This is a genomic window from Micromonospora sp. CPCC 205739 (assembly GCF_036906795.1).
Classification (GTDB): Bacteria; Actinomycetota; Actinomycetes; order Mycobacteriales; family Micromonosporaceae; genus Micromonospora.
This window is the reverse complement of record NZ_JBAKHS010000001.1, coordinates 504,215-521,508: the sequence shown is the minus strand read 5'-3', so window position 1 is coordinate 521,508 and position 17,294 is coordinate 504,215. Positions and strand designations below refer to the sequence as shown.

The window sequence follows — 17,294 nt, the reverse complement described above, 5'->3', positions numbered from 1 at the left end:
GCACTCCCCGCCCGCGGCCACCTCGATCGGGTTGTGTGAGACCGGGCCTGTAGGCTTCATCGCCGCAGAACCCACCAAAGCTCTCCGGCCGCCAGGCCGGAAAGGCTGTCGACAGAGTCCTAAGCGCCAATCGGCGCGCCGGGGCGAACGAACCAAGAAGTCCACAGGAGGACACCAGTGGCGAAGGCGAAGTTCGAGCGGACTAAGCCGCACGTCAACATCGGCACCATTGGTCACATCGACCACGGTAAGACGACGCTGACGGCGGCCATCACCAAGGTCCTGCACGACCAGTTCCCGGACCTGAACCCGTACACGCCGTTCGACGAGATCGACAAGGCGCCGGAGGAGAAGGCCCGCGGCATCACGATCTCCATCGCGCACGTCGAGTACCAGACCGAGGCGCGTCACTACGCGCACGTCGACTGCCCCGGTCACGCCGACTACATCAAGAACATGATCACCGGTGCCGCGCAGATGGACGGCGCGATCCTGGTGGTGGCGGCGACCGACGGCCCGATGCCGCAGACCCGCGAGCACGTGCTGCTGGCCCGTCAGGTCGGTGTGCCGTACATCGTCGTGGCGCTCAACAAGAGCGACATGGTCGACGACGAGGAGCTCCTGGAGCTCGTCGAGCTCGAGGTCCGTGAGCTGCTCTCCTCGCAGGAGTACCCGGGTGACGACCTGCCGGTCGTCCGGGTCTCGGCGCTGAAGGCCCTCGAGGGCGACCCGGAGTGGACCGGCCGCCTCATGGACCTGATGAACGCCGTGGACACCGCGATCCCGCAGCCGGAGCGCGAGACCGAGAAGCCGTTCCTCATGCCGATCGAGGACGTCTTCACGATCACCGGTCGTGGCACCGTCGTCACCGGTCGCGCCGAGCGCGGCATCCTCAAGCCGAACGAGGAGGTGGAGATCGTCGGCATCCGCGAGAAGTCGATGAAGACCACCTGCACCGGCATCGAGATGTTCCGCAAGCTGCTCGACGAGGCCCGCGCGGGTGAGAACGTCGGTCTGCTGCTGCGCGGCATCAAGCGCGAGGACGTCGAGCGCGGCATGGTCGTCATCAAGCCGGGCACCACGACCCCGCACACGGAGTTCGAGGCGACGGTCTACATCCTCTCCAAGGAGGAGGGCGGCCGGCACACCCCGTTCTTCCAGAACTACCGTCCGCAGTTCTACTTCCGGACCACGGACGTCACCGGCGTCGTCACGCTGCCCGAGGGCACCGAGATGGTCATGCCGGGCGACAACACCACCATGACCGTGAAGCTGATCCAGCCGATCGCCATGGAGGAGAACCTCAAGTTCGCGATCCGCGAGGGTGGTCGTACGGTCGGCGCTGGTCGCGTCACCAGCATCATCAAGTGAACTGGGTAACCCCGATTAGCGTCGCCGCCGGTAGTGCGGCATACTAGTCAGGTTGCGTAACGACGGTTAGTCACCTGCGTCCGGTGAAAGCTGGACCTCCGGGAGACCAACAGTCGCGCGTAGGGTGGTTGATCGCCCCAGGCGGTCAACCACCCTCGCACGGCGTCCAGATCGCTGTGATGCGATCGGCGCCTTGACCCACCGTGTGGTCTGAGAATCGCTCCGGAGTCCCGGGGCGGAGCCTGGCCCGAGGGCGCGACACGCCCGACCGCGGGGGTCGGCGAAGTGGGCCTGTACCAGCCGGTACAGGCGCCCGCAACACAGCGGCATCGAGAGAAGGAACAGAAGCCACCATGGCGGGACAGAAGATCCGCATCCGGCTCAAGGCCTATGACCACGAGGTCGTCGACTCCTCGGCGCGGAAGATCGTCGAGACGGTGACGCGCACCGGGGCGCAGGTCGCGGGCCCGGTGCCGCTGCCCACGGAGATCAACCGTTTCTGCGTTATCCGCTCGCCGCACAAGTACAAGGACTCGCGCGAGCACTTCGAGATGCGCACGCACAAGCGGCTGATCGACATCATCGACCCGACCCCGAAGACGGTCGACTCGCTCATGCGCCTCGACCTGCCGGCTGGCGTCGACATCGAGATCAAGCTGTAGGGACCGGACAAATGGACAGGCAAGTCAAGGGGATCCTGGGCGCAAAGCTCGGCATGACCCAGGTCTGGGACAACAACCGCGTTGTCCCGGTGACCGTGGTTCAGGCCGGCCCGTGCGTCGTCAGCCAGGTTCGTAGCGCCGAGAAGGACGGTTACTCCGCGGTCCAGCTCGCCTACGGCACGATCGACCCGCGCAAGGTCAAGAAGCCGATCAGCGGGCACTACGCGAAGGCGGACGTGGCGCCGCGCCGGCACATCGTCGAGCTGCGCACCTCGGACGCGGCCGACTACACCCTCGGTCAGGAGGTCACCGTCGCGGAGTTCGCCCCGGGCACCTCCATCGACGTGACCGGCAAGACCAAGGGCAAGGGCTTCGCGGGCGTCATGAAGCGGCACGGCTTCCACGGTCTGCGCGCCAGCCACGGTGTCGAGCGCAAGCACCGCTCGCCGGGCTCCATCGGCGGCGCGTCGACCCCCGGCCGCGTCTTCAAGGGCGTCCGGATGGCCGGCCGGATGGGTGGCGAGCGCTTCACCGTCCAGAACCTGACCGTCCAGGCGGTCGACACCGAGAACAACCTCCTGCTCGTCCGTGGCGCCATCCCCGGCCCCAAGGGCGCGCTGGTCCTGGTCCGTACCGCGGCCAAGACCAAGGTGAAGAAGGGCGGTGCGGCCAAGTGACCACCGTTGACGTCCGCAACGTCGAGGGCGCCAAGAGCGGCTCCGTCGAGCTGCCGGCCGACATCTTCGACGTCCAGGCCAACCTCGCGCTGATGCACCAGGTCGTGGTGGCTCAGCTCGCGGCGGCCCGGCAGGGCACGCACAAGGCCAAGACCCGCGGCGAGGTCGCCGGTGGCGGCAAGAAGCCGTACAAGCAGAAGGGCACCGGTCGTGCCCGGCAGGGCTCGATCCGCGCGCCGCAGTTCGCCGGCGGTGGCGTGGTGCACGGCCCGGTCCCGCGCGACTACAGCCAGCGCACCCCCAAGAAGATGAAGGCCGCCGCCCTGCGTGGCGCCCTCTCCGACCGGGCGCGCGCCGGCCAGGTGCACGTCGTCGAGGCCTTCGTCTCGGGCGAGAAGCCGTCGACCAAGGCCGCTCTGGCCACGCTGGCGAAGCTGACCGAGGCCCGTCGGGTCCTGGTCGTGCTGAGCAGCACCGACGAGCTGAACTGGGTGTCGCTGCGCAACGAACCGCGGGTGCACCTGATCGAGGCCGGCCAGCTCAACACGTACGACGTGCTGGTGGCCGACGACGTGGTCTTCACCAAGGAGGCCCTGGACGAGTTCCTGGGCGTTCCCGCCGAGACCACCGAGGAGGGTGGCAAGTGAGCACGATCGCCGATCCGCGCGACATCATCGTCGCGCCGGTCGTCTCGGAGAAGAGCTACAGCGAGCTGAACCGCAACTGGTACACCTTCCTGGTGCACCCGGACGCCAACAAGACCGAGATCAAGATCGCTATCCAGCAGATCTTCAACGTCCGCGTCCTGACGGTCAACACGCTCAACCGCGAGGGCAAGCGCAAGCGCACCAAGACCGGGTTCGGTCAGCGCAAGGCGACCAAGCGGGCGATCGTGAAGCTGGCTGACGGTGACCGTATCGAGGCCTTCGGCGGCCCGGTCAGCTGAGGGGTGTAGACAATGGCTATCCGTAAGTACAAGCCGACGACGCCGGGCCGGCGTGGCTCCAGCGTCGCCGACTTCGCCGAGATCACCCGGTCGACGCCCGAGAAGTCGCTGCTGGCTCCGCTGCCGAAGAAGGGCGGACGCAACGCCCACGGCCGGATCACCACCCGGCACCACGGTGGCGGCCACAAGCGGCAGTACCGCCTGATCGACTTCAAGCGGGTCGACAAGGACGGCGTGCCGGCGAAGGTCGCGCACATCGAGTACGACCCGAACCGCACCGCGCGCATCGCGCTGCTGCACTACGCCGACGGCGAGAAGCGGTACATCATCGCGCCGAAGGACCTGAAGCAGGGCGACCGCGTCGAGTCCGGTCCGGGTGCCGACATCAAGCCGGGCAACAACCTGCCGCTGCGCAACATCCCGGTCGGTACGACGATCCACAACGTGGAGCTTCGTCCGGGCGGCGGCGCCAAGCTGGCCCGCTCGGCCGGCGTCGGCATCCAGCTGCTCGGCCGTGAGGGTGTGTACGCGACCCTCCGCATGCCGTCCGGTGAGATCCGGCGGGTCGACGTGCGCTGCCGCGCCAGCATCGGCGAGATCGGCAACGCCGACCAGTCGAACATCAACTGGGGCAAGGCCGGCCGGATGCGGTGGAAGGGCAAGCGCCCGACCGTCCGTGGTGTCGCGATGAACCCGGTCGACCACCCGCACGGTGGTGGTGAGGGTAAGACCTCCGGCGGCCGCCACCCGGTCAACCCGCAGGGTAAGCCCGAGGGCCGCACCCGTCGTAAGGGCCAGCCGAGTGACCGGCTGATCGTCCGCCGTCGCTACGCCACGCGTAAGCGCGGCTGAGGGAGATAAGACATGCCTCGCAGCCTGAAGAAGGGCCCGTTCGTCGACGACCACCTGCTCAAGAAGGTGGAGACGCAGAACGACAAGGGCTCGAAGAACGTCATCAAGACCTGGTCGCGGCGCTCGACGATCATCCCGGAGATGCTGGGTCACACGATCGCCGTGCACGACGGACGCAAGCACGTCCCGGTGTTCGTGACCGAGGCGATGGTCGGGCACAAGCTCGGCGAGTTCGCGCTGACCCGCACGTTCAAGGGTCACGAGAAGGACGACCGGAAGAGCCGTCGGCGCTGACGCCGCGGGCATACGGATAGAGGAACAAGGGGTTACAGCGATGCCAGGAAAGGGCGACGCTCCGGTGCTTCCGGGCGCGCGGGCGGTTGCGCGGCACGTGCGCATCTCGCCGATGAAGGCGCGCCGGGTGGTCAACCTCGTCCGCGGCCTGCCCGCGAAGGAGGCGCTCACGGTGCTGCAGTTCGCGCCGCAGGCTGCGAGCGAGCAGGTGTACAAGGTGCTCGCGAGCGCGATCGCCAACGCGGAGAACAACGAGCGGCTGGACCCCGACGCGCTGCTCGTCAGCGAGGCGTTCGTCGACGAGGGCCCGACCATGAAGCGGTTCCGGCCGCGGGCGCAGGGCCGGGCGTACCGGATCCGCAAGCGCACCTGCCACATCACCGTGGCGGTCGAGGCGGTCGCGCCGGCTGCGCCGAAGAAGGCCGCCGCGAAGAAGGCCGCCCCGGCGAAGCAGGCCGAGGCCGCTGAGACGGAGAGCAAGACGGAGGGCGCCGAGTAATGGGTCAGAAGGTTCACCCCACTGGGTTCCGGCTCGGCATCTCGACCGACTGGAAGTCCCGCTGGTTCGCGGACAAGCTCTACAAGGACTACATCGGCGAGGATGTCAAGATCCGCCGGATGATGTCCAAGGGCCTCGAGCGCGCCGGCATTTCCAAGGTCGACATCGAGCGCACCCGCGACCGGGTCCGCGTGGACATCCACACCGCCCGGCCGGGCATCGTCATCGGCCGTAAGGGTGCGGAGGCCGACCGGATCCGCGGCGAGCTGGAGAAGCTCACCGGCAAGCAGGTCCAGCTGAACATCATCGAGGTGAAGAACCCCGAGTCGGATGCGCAGCTGGTCGCCCAGGGCGTTGCCGAGCAGCTCTCCAGCCGGGTCAGCTTCCGTCGGGCGATGCGCAAGGCGATGCAGTCGGCGATGAAGAACCCGGTCTGCAAGGGCATCCGGGTTCAGGTCTCGGGTCGCCTCGGCGGCGCCGAGATGAGCCGGACGGAGTTCTACCGCGAGGGTCGGGTTCCGCTGCACACGCTGCGGGCCAACATCGAGTACGGCTTCTTCGAGGCCCGTACCACCTTCGGCCGGATCGGCGTGAAGGTCTGGATCTACAAGGGCGACGCCGTCCCGGGCCGGGAGGCTCCGGCCGAGGCCGGTCCGTCCCGCCCGCGCCGTGACCGCGGCGACCGCCCCGAGCGGCCGCGCCGTGGCCGGTCGGGTTCGTCCGGCACGACCGCCGGTGGTACCGAGGCCGGCCGGGCTGCTGCGACCACTATCGCTCAGCAGGCCGAGACGCCGAGTGGCGAGCCGATCGACAGTGCTGCTGTCGCCTCGGCCGCGGCTGCTCCGGCAGAAACGCAGCAGGAGGGCTGACAGATGCTGATGCCGCGCAAGCCCCCGAAGGGCTTCCGCAAGCCGCACCACCCGGACCGCAGTGGCGCGTCCAAGGGTGGTAACCGGGTGGTGTTCGGCGAGTTCGGGATCCAGGCTCTCGAGCCGGCGTACGTGACCAACCGCCAGATCGAGTCGGCGCGTATCGCGATGACCCGTCACATCAAGCGTGGCGGCAAGGTCTGGATCACGATCTTCCCGGACCAGGCCCTCACCAAGAAGCCGGCGGAAACCCGCATGGGTTCCGGTAAGGGCTCGCCCGAGTGGTGGGTCGCCAACGTCAAGCCGGGGCGGGTTCTCTTCGAGATGTCCTTCCCCAACGAGCAGATCGCGCGAGAGGCGATGCGTCGCGCGATCCACAAGCTCCCGATGAAGTGCCGCATTGTTACGCGCGAAGTGGGTGAATCCTGATGGCAGCGGGCGTCAAGCCTTCCGAGCTGCGTGAGCTCTCCGAGGAGGAGCTGGTCACGAAGCTGCGTGAGGCCAAGGCGGAGCTGTTCAACCTCCGCGTGCAGGCCGCAACCGGGCAGCTGGACAACAACCGGCGGCTGCAGGTCATCCGTCGGGAGATCGCCCGGATCTACACGATCATGCGTGAGCGCGAGCTGGGTCTCTCGGCCGCGCCGACTGAGGTGACTGCATCATGAGCGAGAACACCACCGCCGCCGCGCGGGCCCGCCGTAAGGTGCGTGAGGGCCTCGTGGTCAGCGACAAGATGGAAAAGACCGTCGTGGTCGAGGTCGAGGACCGGGTCAAGCACGCGCTGTACGGCAAGATCATGCGCCGGACCAGCAAGCTGAAGGTGCACGACGAGCAGAACTCGGCCGGCATCGGCGACCGGGTCCTGATCATGGAGACCCGGCCGCTCTCCGCCACCAAGCGGTGGCGGCTCGTGGAGATCCTCGAGAAGGCCAAGTAGCGAAGGCTCGAGCTCGGCCGGTATCGGTCGGGCGCAGGTTCCGCCAGGCTCCGGCCGCCTCCGGGCGGCCGGAGAACCGGCAGACATAGGAGATAGACGTGATTCAGCAGGAGTCGCGACTGCGCGTCGCCGACAACACGGGTGCCCGGGAGATCCTGTGCATCCGGGTTCTCGGTGGCTCCGGTCGGCGCTACGCGAGCATCGGCGACGTCATCGTGGCCACCGTCAAGGACGCGATCCCGGGTGCCGGTGTGAAGAAGGGCGACGTCGTCAAGGCTGTCGTCGTCCGCACCGCCAAGGAGAAGCGGCGGCCGGACGGCTCGTACATCCGCTTCGACGAGAACGCCGCCGTCATCATCAAGGACGGCGGGGACCCGCGCGGTACCCGTATCTTCGGCCCGGTGGGTCGGGAGCTGCGGGACAAGCGGTTCATGAAGATCATCTCTCTCGCGCCGGAGGTGTTGTGACCGTGAAGGTCAAGAAGGGCGACACGGTCGTCGTCATCGCCGGCAAGGACAAGGGTGCCAAGGGCAAGGTCATCGCGGCCTACCCGCGGCAGGACAAGGTCCTGGTCGAGGGCGTGAACCGGGTCAAGAAGCACACCCGCATCAGCACCACCCAGCGTGGCGCCAAGACCGGTGGCATCGTCACCCAGGAGGCCCCGATCCACGTCTCCAACGTGCAGGTCCTGGACTCCGACGGGAACCCGACCCGCATCGGGTACCGGATCGACGACAACGGCCAGAAGGTCCGCATCGCGCGTAGCACCGGTAAGGACCTGTGATGACCACGGCTACCGAAACCAAGACCATGCCGCGCCTCAAGGAGCGGTACCGTAACGAGATCGTGGCGCAGCTGCAGGAGCAGCACAGCTACGCGAACCCCATGCAGGTTCCGCGGCTGGTCAAGATCGTCGTCAACATGGGTGTCGGCGAGGCTGCTCGCGACGCCAAGCTGATCGACGGCGCGGTCCGCGACCTCGCCACGATCACCGGCCAGAAGCCGCAGGTGCGGCGGGCGACCAAGTCCATCGCGCAGTTCAAGCTGCGTGAGGGCATGCCGATCGGCGCGAAGGTGACCCTGCGCGGCGACCGGATGTGGGAGTTCCTGGACCGGCTGCTGTCGATCGCGCTGCCGCGTATCCGCGACTTCCGCGGTCTCGACGGTCGCAAGCTCGACGGGCACGGCAACTACACGTTCGGTCTGACCGAGCAGTCGGTGTTCCACGAGATCGACCAGGACAAGATCGATCGCCAGCGGGGCATGGACATCACGGTGGTCACGACCGCCACGACCGACGACGAGGGCCGGGCGCTGCTCAAGCTCCTGGGCTTCCCGTTCAAGGAGAACTGAGATGGCCAAGAAGGCGCTGATCATCAAGGCGGCCGCGAAGCCGAAGTTCTCGGTTCGCGCGTACACCCGCTGCCAGCGGTGTGGTCGTCCGAAGGCGGTCTACCGCAAGTTCGGTCTCTGCCGGGTCTGCATCCGGGAGATGGCCCACCGCGGTGAGCTGCCCGGCGTGTCCAAGGCTTCCTGGTAATAGCTATTGCTCTTCGCCGTAGGCCCGGGGCGGAACGCCCCGGGAACCCCGGCGAGAAAGGCTGACGAATTCCATGACGATGACCGACCCGATCGCAGACATGCTCACGCGTCTGCGTAACGCCAACCAGGCGTACCACGACCGGGTGACGATGCCCTACTCGAAGATCAAGGCGAACATCGCCGAGGTCCTCAAGGCCGAGGGTTACATCGCCACCTGGTCGGTCGAGGAGCCCGAGGAGGGTGCCGTCGGCAAGCGACTGGTCGTCGAGCTGAAGTACGGCCAGAACCGCGAGCGGAGCCTGGCCGGCATCAAGCGCGTGTCCAAGCCCGGTCTCCGGGTGTACGCCAAGTCGGACGGGCTCCCGCGGGTGCTCGGCGGGCTGGGCGTGGCGATCATTTCGACGTCCCAGGGGCTGCTCACCGACCGGCAGGCCCGCAAGCGGAGCGTTGGCGGGGAAGTCCTCGCCTTCGTCTGGTAACGGGAGACAGGTAGAAATGTCGCGTATTGGACGTAAGTCGATCCCGGTACCGGCCGGCGTCGACATCACGATCGAGGGCCAGACCGTCAAGGTCAAGGGTCCCAAGGGCGAGCTGTCGCACACGCTCGCCGAGCCGATCACGGTGGAGCGTGGCGAGGACGGCCAGGTGCACGTCAACCGGCCGAACGACGAGCGCAAGGCCAAGGAACTGCACGGCCTCAGCCGTACCCTGGTCGCCAACATGATCGTCGGTGTGACCGAGGGCTACCGCAAGAGCCTGGAGATCGCCGGTACCGGTTACCGCGTCACCGCCAAGGGCAAGGACCTGGAGTTCGCTCTCGGGTTCTCGCACCCGGTGCTGGTGCCGGCTCCGGACGGCATCACCTTCACGGTGGAGAAGCCGACGCTGTTCCACGTGGCCGGCATCGACAAGCAGCAGGTCGGTGAGGTCGCCGCCAACATCCGGAAGATCCGCCCGCCGGAGCCCTACAAGGGCAAGGGCGTGAAGTACCAGGGCGAGGTCATCCGCCGCAAGGCTGGAAAGGCAGGTAAGAAGTGAGCGCCACGCTGCTCAAGCGCCGCCGCGGCGTCGCCGCCAAGCGTGCCGTCGGGCGTGCGCGCCGGCACTTCCGGGTCCGCAAGAACGTCAGCGGCACCGCCGAGCGCCCCCGCCTGGTGGTCACCCGCTCCCTGCGGCACATCGTCGCCCAGATCGTGGACGACACCAAGGGTCACACCCTGGCGTCGGCCTCGACCCTGGACGCGTCGCTGCGTGGTGCGGAGGGCGACAAGAGCGCCCTGGCCGGCAAGGTCGGCGCCCTGCTCGCCGAGCGGGCCAAGGCCGCCGGCGTCTCCAAGGTCGTCTTCGACCGCGGTGGCAACCGGTACGCGGGGCGGGTCGCCGCGCTTGCCGACGCCGCCCGCGAAGCCGGGCTCGAGTTCTAGAAACCCCGTCACGAGAGATAAGGAAGGCTGCTGATGCCAGGTCAACAGCGCCGTGGCGGCGGGTCCGGTGGCAACGAGGGTGGTCGCCGCGACAACCGCCGTGAGGGCGGCCGCGGAAACGCGCCCGTCGAGAAGACCCCGCACCTCGAGCGGGTCGTCGCGATCAACCGCGTCGCCAAGGTCGTGAAGGGTGGTCGTCGCTTCAGCTTCACCGCCCTGGTGATCGTGGGCGACGGCGACGGCACCGTCGGCGTGGGCTACGGAAAGGCCAAGGAGGTGCCCGCGGCGATCGCCAAGGGTGTCGAGGAGGCCAAGAAGCACTTCTTCAAGGTGCCGCGGATCGGCCAGTCGATCCCGCACCCGGTGCAGGGCGAGGCCGCTGCCGGCGTCGTGCTGCTGAAGCCGGCGTCCGCCGGTACCGGTGTCATCGCCGGTGGCCCGGTGCGTGCCGTGCTGGAGTGCGCGGGCATCCACGACGTGCTCTCCAAGAGCCTCGGCTCGTCCAACCCGATCAACATCGTGCACGCCACGGTGGCGGCGCTGAAGGGGCTCGAGTCCCCGGAGGCCGTCGCGACCCGTCGTGGTCTGCCGGTCGAGGACGTCGCGCCGGCCGCCATGCTGGCGTCGCGGGCGGGGGTGACGTCCTGATGGCGCGCCTGAAGGTCACCCAGGTCCGGTCCGGTATCGGTACCAAGCAGAACCAGCGTGACTCGCTGCGTTCGCTCGGTCTGAAGCGGATCAACGACGTGGTGGTCAAGGAGGACCGGCCCGAGATTCGGGGCATGATCTTCGCGGTCAACCACCTCGTGAAGGTCGAGGAGGTCGAGTAATGACGATCAAGGTTCACCACCTGCGCCCGGCCCCGGGTGCCAAGACCGCGAAGACCCGTGTGGGTCGCGGTGAGGGCTCCAAGGGCAAGACCGCCGGTCGCGGTACCAAGGGCTCGAAGGCCCGTAAGAACATCTCGGCGGCGTTCGAGGGTGGGCAGATGCCCATCCACATGCGCCTGCCGAAGATGAAGGGCTTCAAGAACAAGTTCAAGGTCGTCTTCCAGGTGGTCAACCTGGACCGGCTCGCTGAGCTGTTCCCGAACGGCGGCCAGGTCGGCCCGCAGGAGCTGGTCGAGGTCGGTGCGGTCCGCAAGGGCCACCCGGTCAAGGTCCTCGGCACCGGCGACCTCGGCGGTGTGGCTCTCCAGGTGTCGGCGCACGCGTTCAGCGCGTCGGCCAAGGAGAAGATCGCCGCTGCCGGTGGCTCCGTCACCGAGCTGTAAGGCACGACCCATGGCGCCCGCTCAGTTGACCCCAACTGGGCGGGCGCCATGGTCTACCTGGCATGTGTGCGCCGGGTAACATCGGATTCGGTTTATGTAGCCGGGCACATCTGCCCGGACCGGGAGCGGACTGTTAGAGTCCCATCCCAGCTATGGATATCGGGCGCTCGCCCGGCACCCACCCCGCCCCGCCAGGGATCACCGGCGGCCCGCCTCGCGCAGGAGGAAGAAGTTGCTGTCCGCCTTTCTCAGTGCGTTCCGTACGCCTGACCTGCGCAAGAAGCTGCTGTTCACAGTAGGCATCATCGCGGTCTACCGGCTCGGCGCCACTCTGCCCAGCCCCGGCGTCTCGTACGGCAACGTGCAGAAGTGCCTCGACACCATCCAGGACGGCGGCAGCACCGGGGTGCTGAACCTGCTGGACCTCTTCTCCGGGGGTGCGCTGCTGCAGCTCTCGGTCTTCGCGCTGGGCATCATGCCCTACATCACCGCGTCGATCATCCTGCAGCTGCTGACGGTGGTCATTCCCCGGCTGGAGCACCTCCGCAAGGAGGGGCAGGCCGGCCAGGCGAAGATCACCCAGTACACCCGCTACCTCACCCTCGGCCTGGGCATCCTCCAGTCGTCGGCCTTCGTGGCGCTGGCCCGCTCCGGGCAGCTCTTCCAGAACCGCTGCGACCAGTTCCCGATCATCCCCGAGGGGACCGGTATCCCGGACTGGCTGACGCTGAGCATCCTGGTCATGACGATGACCGCCGGTACCGGCATGGTGATGTGGCTCGGTGAGCTGATCACCGACCGCGGCGTCGGCAACGGCATGTCCGTCCTCATCTTCACCTCGATCGCCGCCCGGCTCCCCAGCGAGGGTTGGAAGATCAAGACCAACGAGGGCTGGGGCAAGTTCTCCCTCGTCCTGGTCCTGGTCCTGCTGGTCATCACCGCGGTCTGCTTCATCGAGCAGGCGCAGCGCCGGATCCCGGTGCAGTACGCCAAGCGGATGATCGGCCGGCGGATGTACGGCGGCACCTCGACCTACATCCCGCTGAAGGTCAACCAGGCGGGTGTCATCCCGGTCATCTTCGGCTCGTCGCTGCTCTACCTGCCGCAGCTGGCGCTGCAGTTCTTCGACCAGAACAACCCGGGCAAGACCCAGGCGTGGATCCAGAACAACCTGGTCGACCCGAGCAGCCCGATCTACATCGCGATCTACTTCCTGTTGATCATCTTCTTCACGTACTTCTACGTGTCGATCACGTTCAACCCGACCGAGGTCGCGGACAACATGAAGAAGTACGGCGGCTTCGTGCCGGGCATCCGCCCCGGCAAGCCGACCGCCGACTACCTGGACTTCATCCTCAGCCGGATCACCCTGCCGGGCGCGCTCTACCTGGGCATCGTCGCAATCCTGCCGAACTTCTTCTTCATCTGGCTGAACAGCCAGCAGTTCCAGAACTTCCCGTTCGGCGGTACCGCTGTGCTCATCATGGTCGGCGTCGGTCTCGAGACCGTGAAGCAGATCGAGAGCCAACTCATGCAGCGGAACTACGAAGGGTTCCTGCGGTAGATGCGACTCGTTCTGGTTGGCCCGCCGGGCGCGGGCAAGGGCACACAGGCGGAGTTCATCGCCGCGCACCTCTCGGTGCCGAAGATCTCGACCGGTGACATCTTCCGGGCGAACGTCTCGCAGGGCACGCCGCTGGGCGTCGAGGCCAAGCGGTACATGGACGCCGGCAAGCTGGTCCCGGACGAGGTGACCATCAACATGGTCCGGGACCGGCTCGCCGAGCCGGACGCCTCCGACGGCTTCCTGCTCGACGGCTTCCCGCGTACGACGCCGCAGGCCTCCGCGCTGGACAAGCTCCTCGCGGACCTCGGCACCGCGCTGGACCTGGTGCTGGAGCTGGTCGTCGACGACGACGAGGTGATCCGGCGGCTCTCCGGCCGGCGCACCTGCCGCGGCTGCGGCAAGATCTGGCACGTCGAGTTCGACGCCACGACGCGCGAGGGCATCTGCGACCGCTGCGGCGCCGAGCTGTTCCAGCGGGACGACGACAAGCCGGAGACGATCGCGGCCCGCCTGCGGGAGTACGCCGAGAAGACCGCGCCGCTGGTCGACTACTACGGCGCCCAGGGCAAGCTGGTCGGGATCGACGCCACCGGGCCGGTGGAGGACGTCACGGTCCGCGCCATCGACGCGCTGCGGTCGTACGGCGGCTGAGGTCCTGCCGGCATCCGGCGGATAGAGTGCGGGCAGCGGGGTACGCGAGACGTGCCCCGCTGTTCGCTGTCCGGCAACGAAAGGTAACCGCTCCATGCGCCGTCCCCAGCTGGACATCCAGCTGAAGACCCCCGACCAGATCGAGAAGATGCGGGCCGCCGGCCTGGTGGTCGCCGAGGCCCTGCGCCGGATGCGGGAGGCCGTCGCCCCCGGGGTCAGCACCGCCGATCTGGACGCGATCGCCGAGTCGACGATCCGCGAGGCCGGGGCCGTTCCCTCGTTCAAGGGCTACCACGGCTTCCCCGCCTCGATTTGCTCGTCGGTCAACGAGCAGGTGGTGCACGCCATCCCGTCGGCGCAGCAGGTGCTCCGCGACGGCGACCTGATCTCCATCGACTGCGGCGCGGTGCTGAACGGCTGGCACGGCGACGCCGCGATCACCGTGGGCGTGGGCGAGGTCGACCCGGCGCTGCTGAAGATGGCCGAGGTTGCCGAGGACGCGATGTGGGCCGGTATCGCCGCCGCCGCCCGGGGCGCCGCCAGCGGCAAGGGCCGGCTGACCGACATCTCGCACGCCGTGGAGAACGCGGTCCGCAAGGGCGGCCGGTACGGCATCGTCGACGGCTACGGCGGGCACGGCATCGGCACCGAGATGCACCAGGACCCGCACGTGCTCAACCACGGCCGGCCGGGCAAGGGCCCGCGCCTGGTGCCGGGCCTGGCGCTGGCGATCGAGCCGATGATCACCATGGGTTCGCCGCGCACCGCCGAACTGGCCGACGGCTGGACCGTCGTCACCCGGGACCGGTCGATGGCGGCGCACGTGGAGCACTCCATGGCGCTGCTGCCCGACGGGGTCTGGGTGCTGACCGCCTTCGACGGCGGGCGGGCCCGACTGGGTGACCTGGTCACCGCCCGGCAGCCGGCCGAGTCCGCCGCGTCCTGATCCGGGGCGGGGTCGATCGCGCCGACCCGGACAAAGGGTGCGGCGGGGCGGGTGAGGGCCTGTCTGGCGCGCTGTGGAGCTGATGACGCAAACGACTCAGGCCGAATGGTGGGCTGTGACCAGCACGGCCAGCCGGGCGGGGCGAGGTCTGCCAGTCGTGGAGCGCCGGGAGCCGGGTCGGCCGGGTAGCTGTCCAGGCCGGGATCGGGTCACCCGGTCGGTGGGGGGCCTTGATTCAGCTGCGACATCAGCTCGACAGCGTCTGGCGGGGTGAGTGCTCCGGGCGCACGCCGACCCGGCCACGCCGTCACCGGCGAACAGGGGGACGGGCGGAGCCGGCGGGGGACACGGCACTCGGTGTCCGTTTTCCTACCTCCGGGTGACGGCCGGGGTGGCCGGTTTGGCGACGGCCCGCACGCGGGCGTACACTTTCAGATCGGCGCACAGCGTCCACTCCGGCATGCCCACTACGCGCTTCGGTGGGAGTCGGAGCCGCGGCTGGCGCGGGCTTTTCGATCTTGGTCGGGTGCCCGTGTAAGACGTTGTGGGCCGTCCGGAGTAACCGACGTCAGGACAGCGGAGGACATGCCGAAAAAAGACGGAGCCATCGAGATCGAGGGTCGGGTCATCGAGCCCCTGCCGAACGCTATGTTCCGGGTGGAGCTCGCGAACGGCCACAAGGTGCTGGCTCACATCAGCGGCAAGATGCGGCAGCACTACATCCGCATCCTGCCGGAGGACCGGGTCGTCGTCGAACTTTCGCCGTACGACCTGACCCGCGGGCGCATCGTCTACCGCTACAAGTAATCCTGACGACGGCCGGGACGTCCCCGTGTCCGTCTTCGACGTCCGGCGTCGCGCACCGTCGCGCCACCGGGCCAGATGGGAAGTAAGGCAACCGTGAAGGTCAAGCCGAGCGTCAAGAGGATCTGCAACAAGTGCCGGGTGATCCGCCGGCACGGCCGGGTCATGGTCATCTGCACCGACCCGCGCCACAAGCAGCGCCAGGGCTGAACCAGTCCCACCGGTCGTGACACGGCCGGTCGGATCGGTCCGGGCCGCAGATCCAGACAGCACATCATCAGCTCGTCCCAGCCGCGAGCGGTACGCAGCGCGTACTCAATCGTGGTTGACCCCCGGTCGGAGGCCGGGGCCCGCTTGGGCACGACCGTTCCCGGTCGCCGGCGCTGACAGCGTCGGAAGGACGGGACGGCCGGTAGCGGGGTGGGACGGGTCCAGACCTCCGCCACAACATCACGAGGAGTACGCCCGCACATGGCACGTCTAGTCGGCGTCGACCTCCCCCGCGAGAAGCGGATGGAGATCGCGCTCACCTACATCTTCGGGGTCGGCCGTACCCGCGCCCTGGAGACGCTCACCGCTACCGGCATCTCGCCGGACAAGCGCGTTCGGGACCTCACGGATGAGGAGCTGGTCCAGCTCCGCAACCACATCGAGGGCAACTACAAGGTTGAAGGCGACCTGCGCCGCGAGGTCGCCGCTGACATCCGCCGCAAGGTCGAGATCGGCTGCTACGCCGGCATCCGGCACCGCCGGGGCCTGCCCGTGCGTGGCCAGCGGACCAAGACCAACGCGCGGACCCGCAAGGGCCCGAAGCGGACCGTCGCCGGCAAGAAGAAGCCCGGCAAGAAGTAACTAGGAGCGCACAGACTTATGCCACCGAAGGCTCGTGCCGGAGCCGCCGTCAAGAAGGTCCGGCGCAAGGAACGCAAGAACGTCGCCCACGGGCAGGCGCACATCAAGAGCACCTTCAACAACACCATCGTGTCCATCACGGACCCGACCGGTGCGGTCATCTCCTGGGCCTCTTCCGGCCAGGTGGGCTTCAAGGGCTCCCGCAAGTCGACCCCGTTCGCCGCGCAGCTCGCCGCCGAGGCCGCCGCGCGTCGGGCGATGGAGCACGGCATGCGCAAGGTCGACGTGTTCGTCAAGGGCCCCGGCTCCGGCCGGGAGACCGCCATCCGTTCGCTGCAGGCCGTGGGCCTCGAGGTCGGGCAGATCTCCGACGTCACCCCGCAGCCGCACAACGGGTGCCGTCCGCCGAAGCGTCGCCGGGTCTGAGAGGTTAGAGAGAGATGGCTCGTTACACCGGTGCTGACTGCCGCCGTTGCCGGCGGGAGAAGATGAAGCTGTTCCTCAAGGGCAGCAAGTGCGATGGTCCGAAGTGCCCGTTCGAGTCCCGGCCGTTCCCGCCCGGGCAGCACGGCCGCGGCCGCACGAAGGAGACGGAGTACCTGCTCCAGCTCCGTGAGAAGCAGAAGGCCCGTCGTGTCTACGGCGTGCTGGAGAAGCAGTTCCGCGGCTACTACGAAGAGGCCGTGAGCAAGAAGGCCAAGACCGGTGAGGTTCTCCTGCAGATCCTCGAGTCGCGGCTGGACAACGTGGTCTACCGGGCCGGCTACGCCAGCTCGCGTGACCAGGCCCGCCAGCTGGTCAAGCACGGCCACTTCACCGTGAACGGCAAGAAGGTCGACATCCCGTCGTACCGCGTCAAGGAGCACGACATCATCGAGGTCCGGGGCAAGAGCAAGGAGCTCACCCCGTTCCTGGTGGCGCAGGCTCAGGCCGGTTCGCGGTCGGTTCCGGCGTGGCTTGAGGCCATCCCGAGCCAGATGAAGATCCTCGTGCACTCGCTCCCGGCCCGCCAGGTGATCGACACCCAGGTCCAGGAGCAGCTGATCGTCGAGCTCTACTCCAAGTAAGGGCTCGTTGCGGTGGCCCGTCCTCCGGGGCGGGCCACCGGAACAGTTTGTGTCGTGGGCG

The 17,294-nt window shown here is 68.0% G+C and carries 30 protein-coding genes; all 30 read left to right on the top strand.

Annotated elements, in window-relative coordinates; genetic code table 11:
* The first annotated feature begins 177 nt into the window (after window positions 1-177).
* The 30 genes from tuf (at window position 178) to rpsD (ending at window position 17,233) form a co-directional block, all read left to right on the top strand.
* Window positions 178-1,371: an elongation factor Tu gene (gene tuf, locus V6U88_RS02500; protein WP_334449469.1), complete on the top strand. Its 1,194-nt coding sequence runs from the start codon at window positions 178-180 to the stop codon at window positions 1,369-1,371.
* Window positions 1,372-1,724: 353 nt separating this feature from the next.
* Entirely contained in the window at window positions 1,725-2,033 is a 309-nt protein-coding gene (gene rpsJ / locus V6U88_RS02495; RefSeq protein WP_007073037.1) for a 30S ribosomal protein S10, read from the top strand.
* A gap of 11 nt (window positions 2,034-2,044) precedes the next feature.
* A complete protein-coding gene (gene rplC, locus V6U88_RS02490) occupies window positions 2,045-2,710 on the top strand; it encodes a 50S ribosomal protein L3 (protein WP_334449467.1) in 666 nt (221 codons plus the stop codon).
* Window positions 2,707-3,357, top strand: coding sequence for a 50S ribosomal protein L4 (gene rplD / locus V6U88_RS02485; protein ID WP_334449465.1), 651 nt, complete (start codon window positions 2,707-2,709; stop codon window positions 3,355-3,357). Before rplC ends, rplD begins: the two co-directional genes overlap by 4 nt.
* Entirely contained in the window at window positions 3,354-3,656 is a 303-nt protein-coding gene (gene rplW / locus V6U88_RS02480) for a 50S ribosomal protein L23 (protein ID WP_073834931.1), read from the top strand. Before rplD ends, rplW begins: the two co-directional genes overlap by 4 nt.
* A gap of 12 nt (window positions 3,657-3,668) precedes the next feature.
* On the top strand, window positions 3,669-4,508 hold the full coding sequence (gene rplB, locus V6U88_RS02475) for a 50S ribosomal protein L2 (protein WP_088998353.1): 840 nt from the start codon (window positions 3,669-3,671) through the stop codon (window positions 4,506-4,508).
* A 12-nt stretch (window positions 4,509-4,520) separates the two neighbouring features.
* Window positions 4,521-4,802 (top strand): 30S ribosomal protein S19, encoded by a 282-nt coding sequence (gene rpsS / locus V6U88_RS02470; RefSeq protein WP_007073032.1) that lies wholly within the window; start codon window positions 4,521-4,523, stop codon window positions 4,800-4,802.
* 40 nt (window positions 4,803-4,842) lie between these two features.
* Entirely contained in the window at window positions 4,843-5,301 is a 459-nt protein-coding gene (gene rplV / locus V6U88_RS02465) for a 50S ribosomal protein L22 (RefSeq protein ID WP_088960255.1), read from the top strand.
* Entirely contained in the window at window positions 5,301-6,170 is an 870-nt protein-coding gene (gene rpsC, locus V6U88_RS02460; RefSeq protein ID WP_088960256.1) for a 30S ribosomal protein S3, read from the top strand. Before rplV ends, rpsC begins: the two co-directional genes overlap by 1 nt.
* A gap of 3 nt (window positions 6,171-6,173) precedes the next feature.
* Window positions 6,174-6,599, top strand: a complete 426-nt coding sequence (rplP, locus tag V6U88_RS02455; RefSeq protein WP_007465292.1) for a 50S ribosomal protein L16 — start codon at window positions 6,174-6,176, stop codon at window positions 6,597-6,599.
* Window positions 6,599-6,835: a 50S ribosomal protein L29 gene (gene rpmC, locus V6U88_RS02450; RefSeq protein WP_013288628.1), complete on the top strand. Its 237-nt coding sequence runs from the start codon at window positions 6,599-6,601 to the stop codon at window positions 6,833-6,835. Before rplP ends, rpmC begins: the two co-directional genes overlap by 1 nt.
* Window positions 6,832-7,107 carry a 30S ribosomal protein S17 gene (gene rpsQ, locus V6U88_RS02445; protein WP_091262798.1) on the top strand — a complete coding sequence of 92 codons (276 nt, stop codon included), beginning with the start codon at window positions 6,832-6,834 and terminating at the stop codon, window positions 7,105-7,107. Before rpmC ends, rpsQ begins: the two co-directional genes overlap by 4 nt.
* 98 nt (window positions 7,108-7,205) lie before the next feature.
* The gene (gene rplN, locus V6U88_RS02440) at window positions 7,206-7,574 is read left to right on the top strand and encodes a 50S ribosomal protein L14 (protein WP_007073026.1); all 369 of its coding nucleotides are present in this window, start codon (window positions 7,206-7,208) and stop codon (window positions 7,572-7,574) included.
* Window positions 7,571-7,891 carry a 50S ribosomal protein L24 gene (gene rplX / locus V6U88_RS02435; RefSeq protein WP_334449455.1) on the top strand — a complete coding sequence of 107 codons (321 nt, stop codon included), beginning with the start codon at window positions 7,571-7,573 and terminating at the stop codon, window positions 7,889-7,891. The genes rplN and rplX overlap by 4 nt, the downstream gene beginning before the upstream one ends.
* Entirely contained in the window at window positions 7,891-8,460 is a 570-nt protein-coding gene (rplE, locus tag V6U88_RS02430) for a 50S ribosomal protein L5 (RefSeq protein WP_154941822.1), read from the top strand. The genes rplX and rplE overlap by 1 nt, the downstream gene beginning before the upstream one ends.
* A gap of 1 nt (window position 8,461) precedes the next feature.
* Complete coding sequence (locus V6U88_RS02425; protein ID WP_007465272.1) at window positions 8,462-8,647, top strand: type Z 30S ribosomal protein S14; 186 nt, start codon at window positions 8,462-8,464, stop codon at window positions 8,645-8,647.
* Window positions 8,648-8,720: 73 nt separating this feature from the next.
* Entirely contained in the window at window positions 8,721-9,128 is a 408-nt protein-coding gene (gene rpsH, locus V6U88_RS02420; protein ID WP_013288624.1) for a 30S ribosomal protein S8, read from the top strand.
* A 16-nt stretch (window positions 9,129-9,144) separates the two neighbouring features.
* Entirely contained in the window at window positions 9,145-9,687 is a 543-nt protein-coding gene (rplF, locus tag V6U88_RS02415) for a 50S ribosomal protein L6 (RefSeq protein WP_334449450.1), read from the top strand.
* The gene (rplR, locus tag V6U88_RS02410; RefSeq protein WP_088960261.1) at window positions 9,684-10,073 is read left to right on the top strand and encodes a 50S ribosomal protein L18; all 390 of its coding nucleotides are present in this window, start codon (window positions 9,684-9,686) and stop codon (window positions 10,071-10,073) included. The genes rplF and rplR overlap by 4 nt, the downstream gene beginning before the upstream one ends.
* A 33-nt stretch (window positions 10,074-10,106) precedes the next feature.
* Window positions 10,107-10,721 (top strand): 30S ribosomal protein S5, encoded by a 615-nt coding sequence (gene rpsE / locus V6U88_RS02405; RefSeq protein WP_334449448.1) that lies wholly within the window; start codon window positions 10,107-10,109, stop codon window positions 10,719-10,721.
* Window positions 10,721-10,903 carry a 50S ribosomal protein L30 gene (gene rpmD / locus V6U88_RS02400; protein ID WP_179801875.1) on the top strand — a complete coding sequence of 61 codons (183 nt, stop codon included), beginning with the start codon at window positions 10,721-10,723 and terminating at the stop codon, window positions 10,901-10,903. Before rpsE ends, rpmD begins: the two co-directional genes overlap by 1 nt.
* Window positions 10,903-11,346: a 50S ribosomal protein L15 gene (gene rplO / locus V6U88_RS02395; protein WP_334449446.1), complete on the top strand. Its 444-nt coding sequence runs from the start codon at window positions 10,903-10,905 to the stop codon at window positions 11,344-11,346. Before rpmD ends, rplO begins: the two co-directional genes overlap by 1 nt.
* 232 nt (window positions 11,347-11,578) lie before the next feature.
* A complete protein-coding gene (gene secY / locus V6U88_RS02390; RefSeq protein WP_334449444.1) occupies window positions 11,579-12,910 on the top strand; it encodes a preprotein translocase subunit SecY in 1,332 nt (443 codons plus the stop codon).
* Window positions 12,911-13,564: an adenylate kinase gene (locus tag V6U88_RS02385; RefSeq protein WP_334449442.1), complete on the top strand. Its 654-nt coding sequence runs from the start codon at window positions 12,911-12,913 to the stop codon at window positions 13,562-13,564.
* A 94-nt stretch (window positions 13,565-13,658) separates the two neighbouring features.
* Window positions 13,659-14,510: a type I methionyl aminopeptidase gene (map, locus tag V6U88_RS02380; RefSeq protein WP_334449440.1), complete on the top strand. Its 852-nt coding sequence runs from the start codon at window positions 13,659-13,661 to the stop codon at window positions 14,508-14,510.
* A 585-nt stretch (window positions 14,511-15,095) separates the two neighbouring features.
* Complete coding sequence (gene infA / locus V6U88_RS02375) at window positions 15,096-15,317, top strand: translation initiation factor IF-1 (RefSeq protein WP_007073013.1); 222 nt, start codon at window positions 15,096-15,098, stop codon at window positions 15,315-15,317.
* Window positions 15,318-15,410: 93 nt separating this feature from the next.
* A complete protein-coding gene (rpmJ, locus tag V6U88_RS02370) occupies window positions 15,411-15,524 on the top strand; it encodes a 50S ribosomal protein L36 (protein ID WP_012184307.1) in 114 nt (37 codons plus the stop codon).
* A 261-nt stretch (window positions 15,525-15,785) separates the two neighbouring features.
* Entirely contained in the window at window positions 15,786-16,166 is a 381-nt protein-coding gene (gene rpsM, locus V6U88_RS02365; RefSeq protein ID WP_091079342.1) for a 30S ribosomal protein S13, read from the top strand.
* Between the two features lie 18 nt (window positions 16,167-16,184).
* The gene (rpsK, locus tag V6U88_RS02360; RefSeq protein ID WP_013288613.1) at window positions 16,185-16,592 is read left to right on the top strand and encodes a 30S ribosomal protein S11; all 408 of its coding nucleotides are present in this window, start codon (window positions 16,185-16,187) and stop codon (window positions 16,590-16,592) included.
* A gap of 14 nt (window positions 16,593-16,606) precedes the next feature.
* Complete coding sequence (gene rpsD / locus V6U88_RS02355; protein ID WP_154941830.1) at window positions 16,607-17,233, top strand: 30S ribosomal protein S4; 627 nt, start codon at window positions 16,607-16,609, stop codon at window positions 17,231-17,233.
* Window positions 17,234-17,294: the final 61 nt, after the last annotated feature.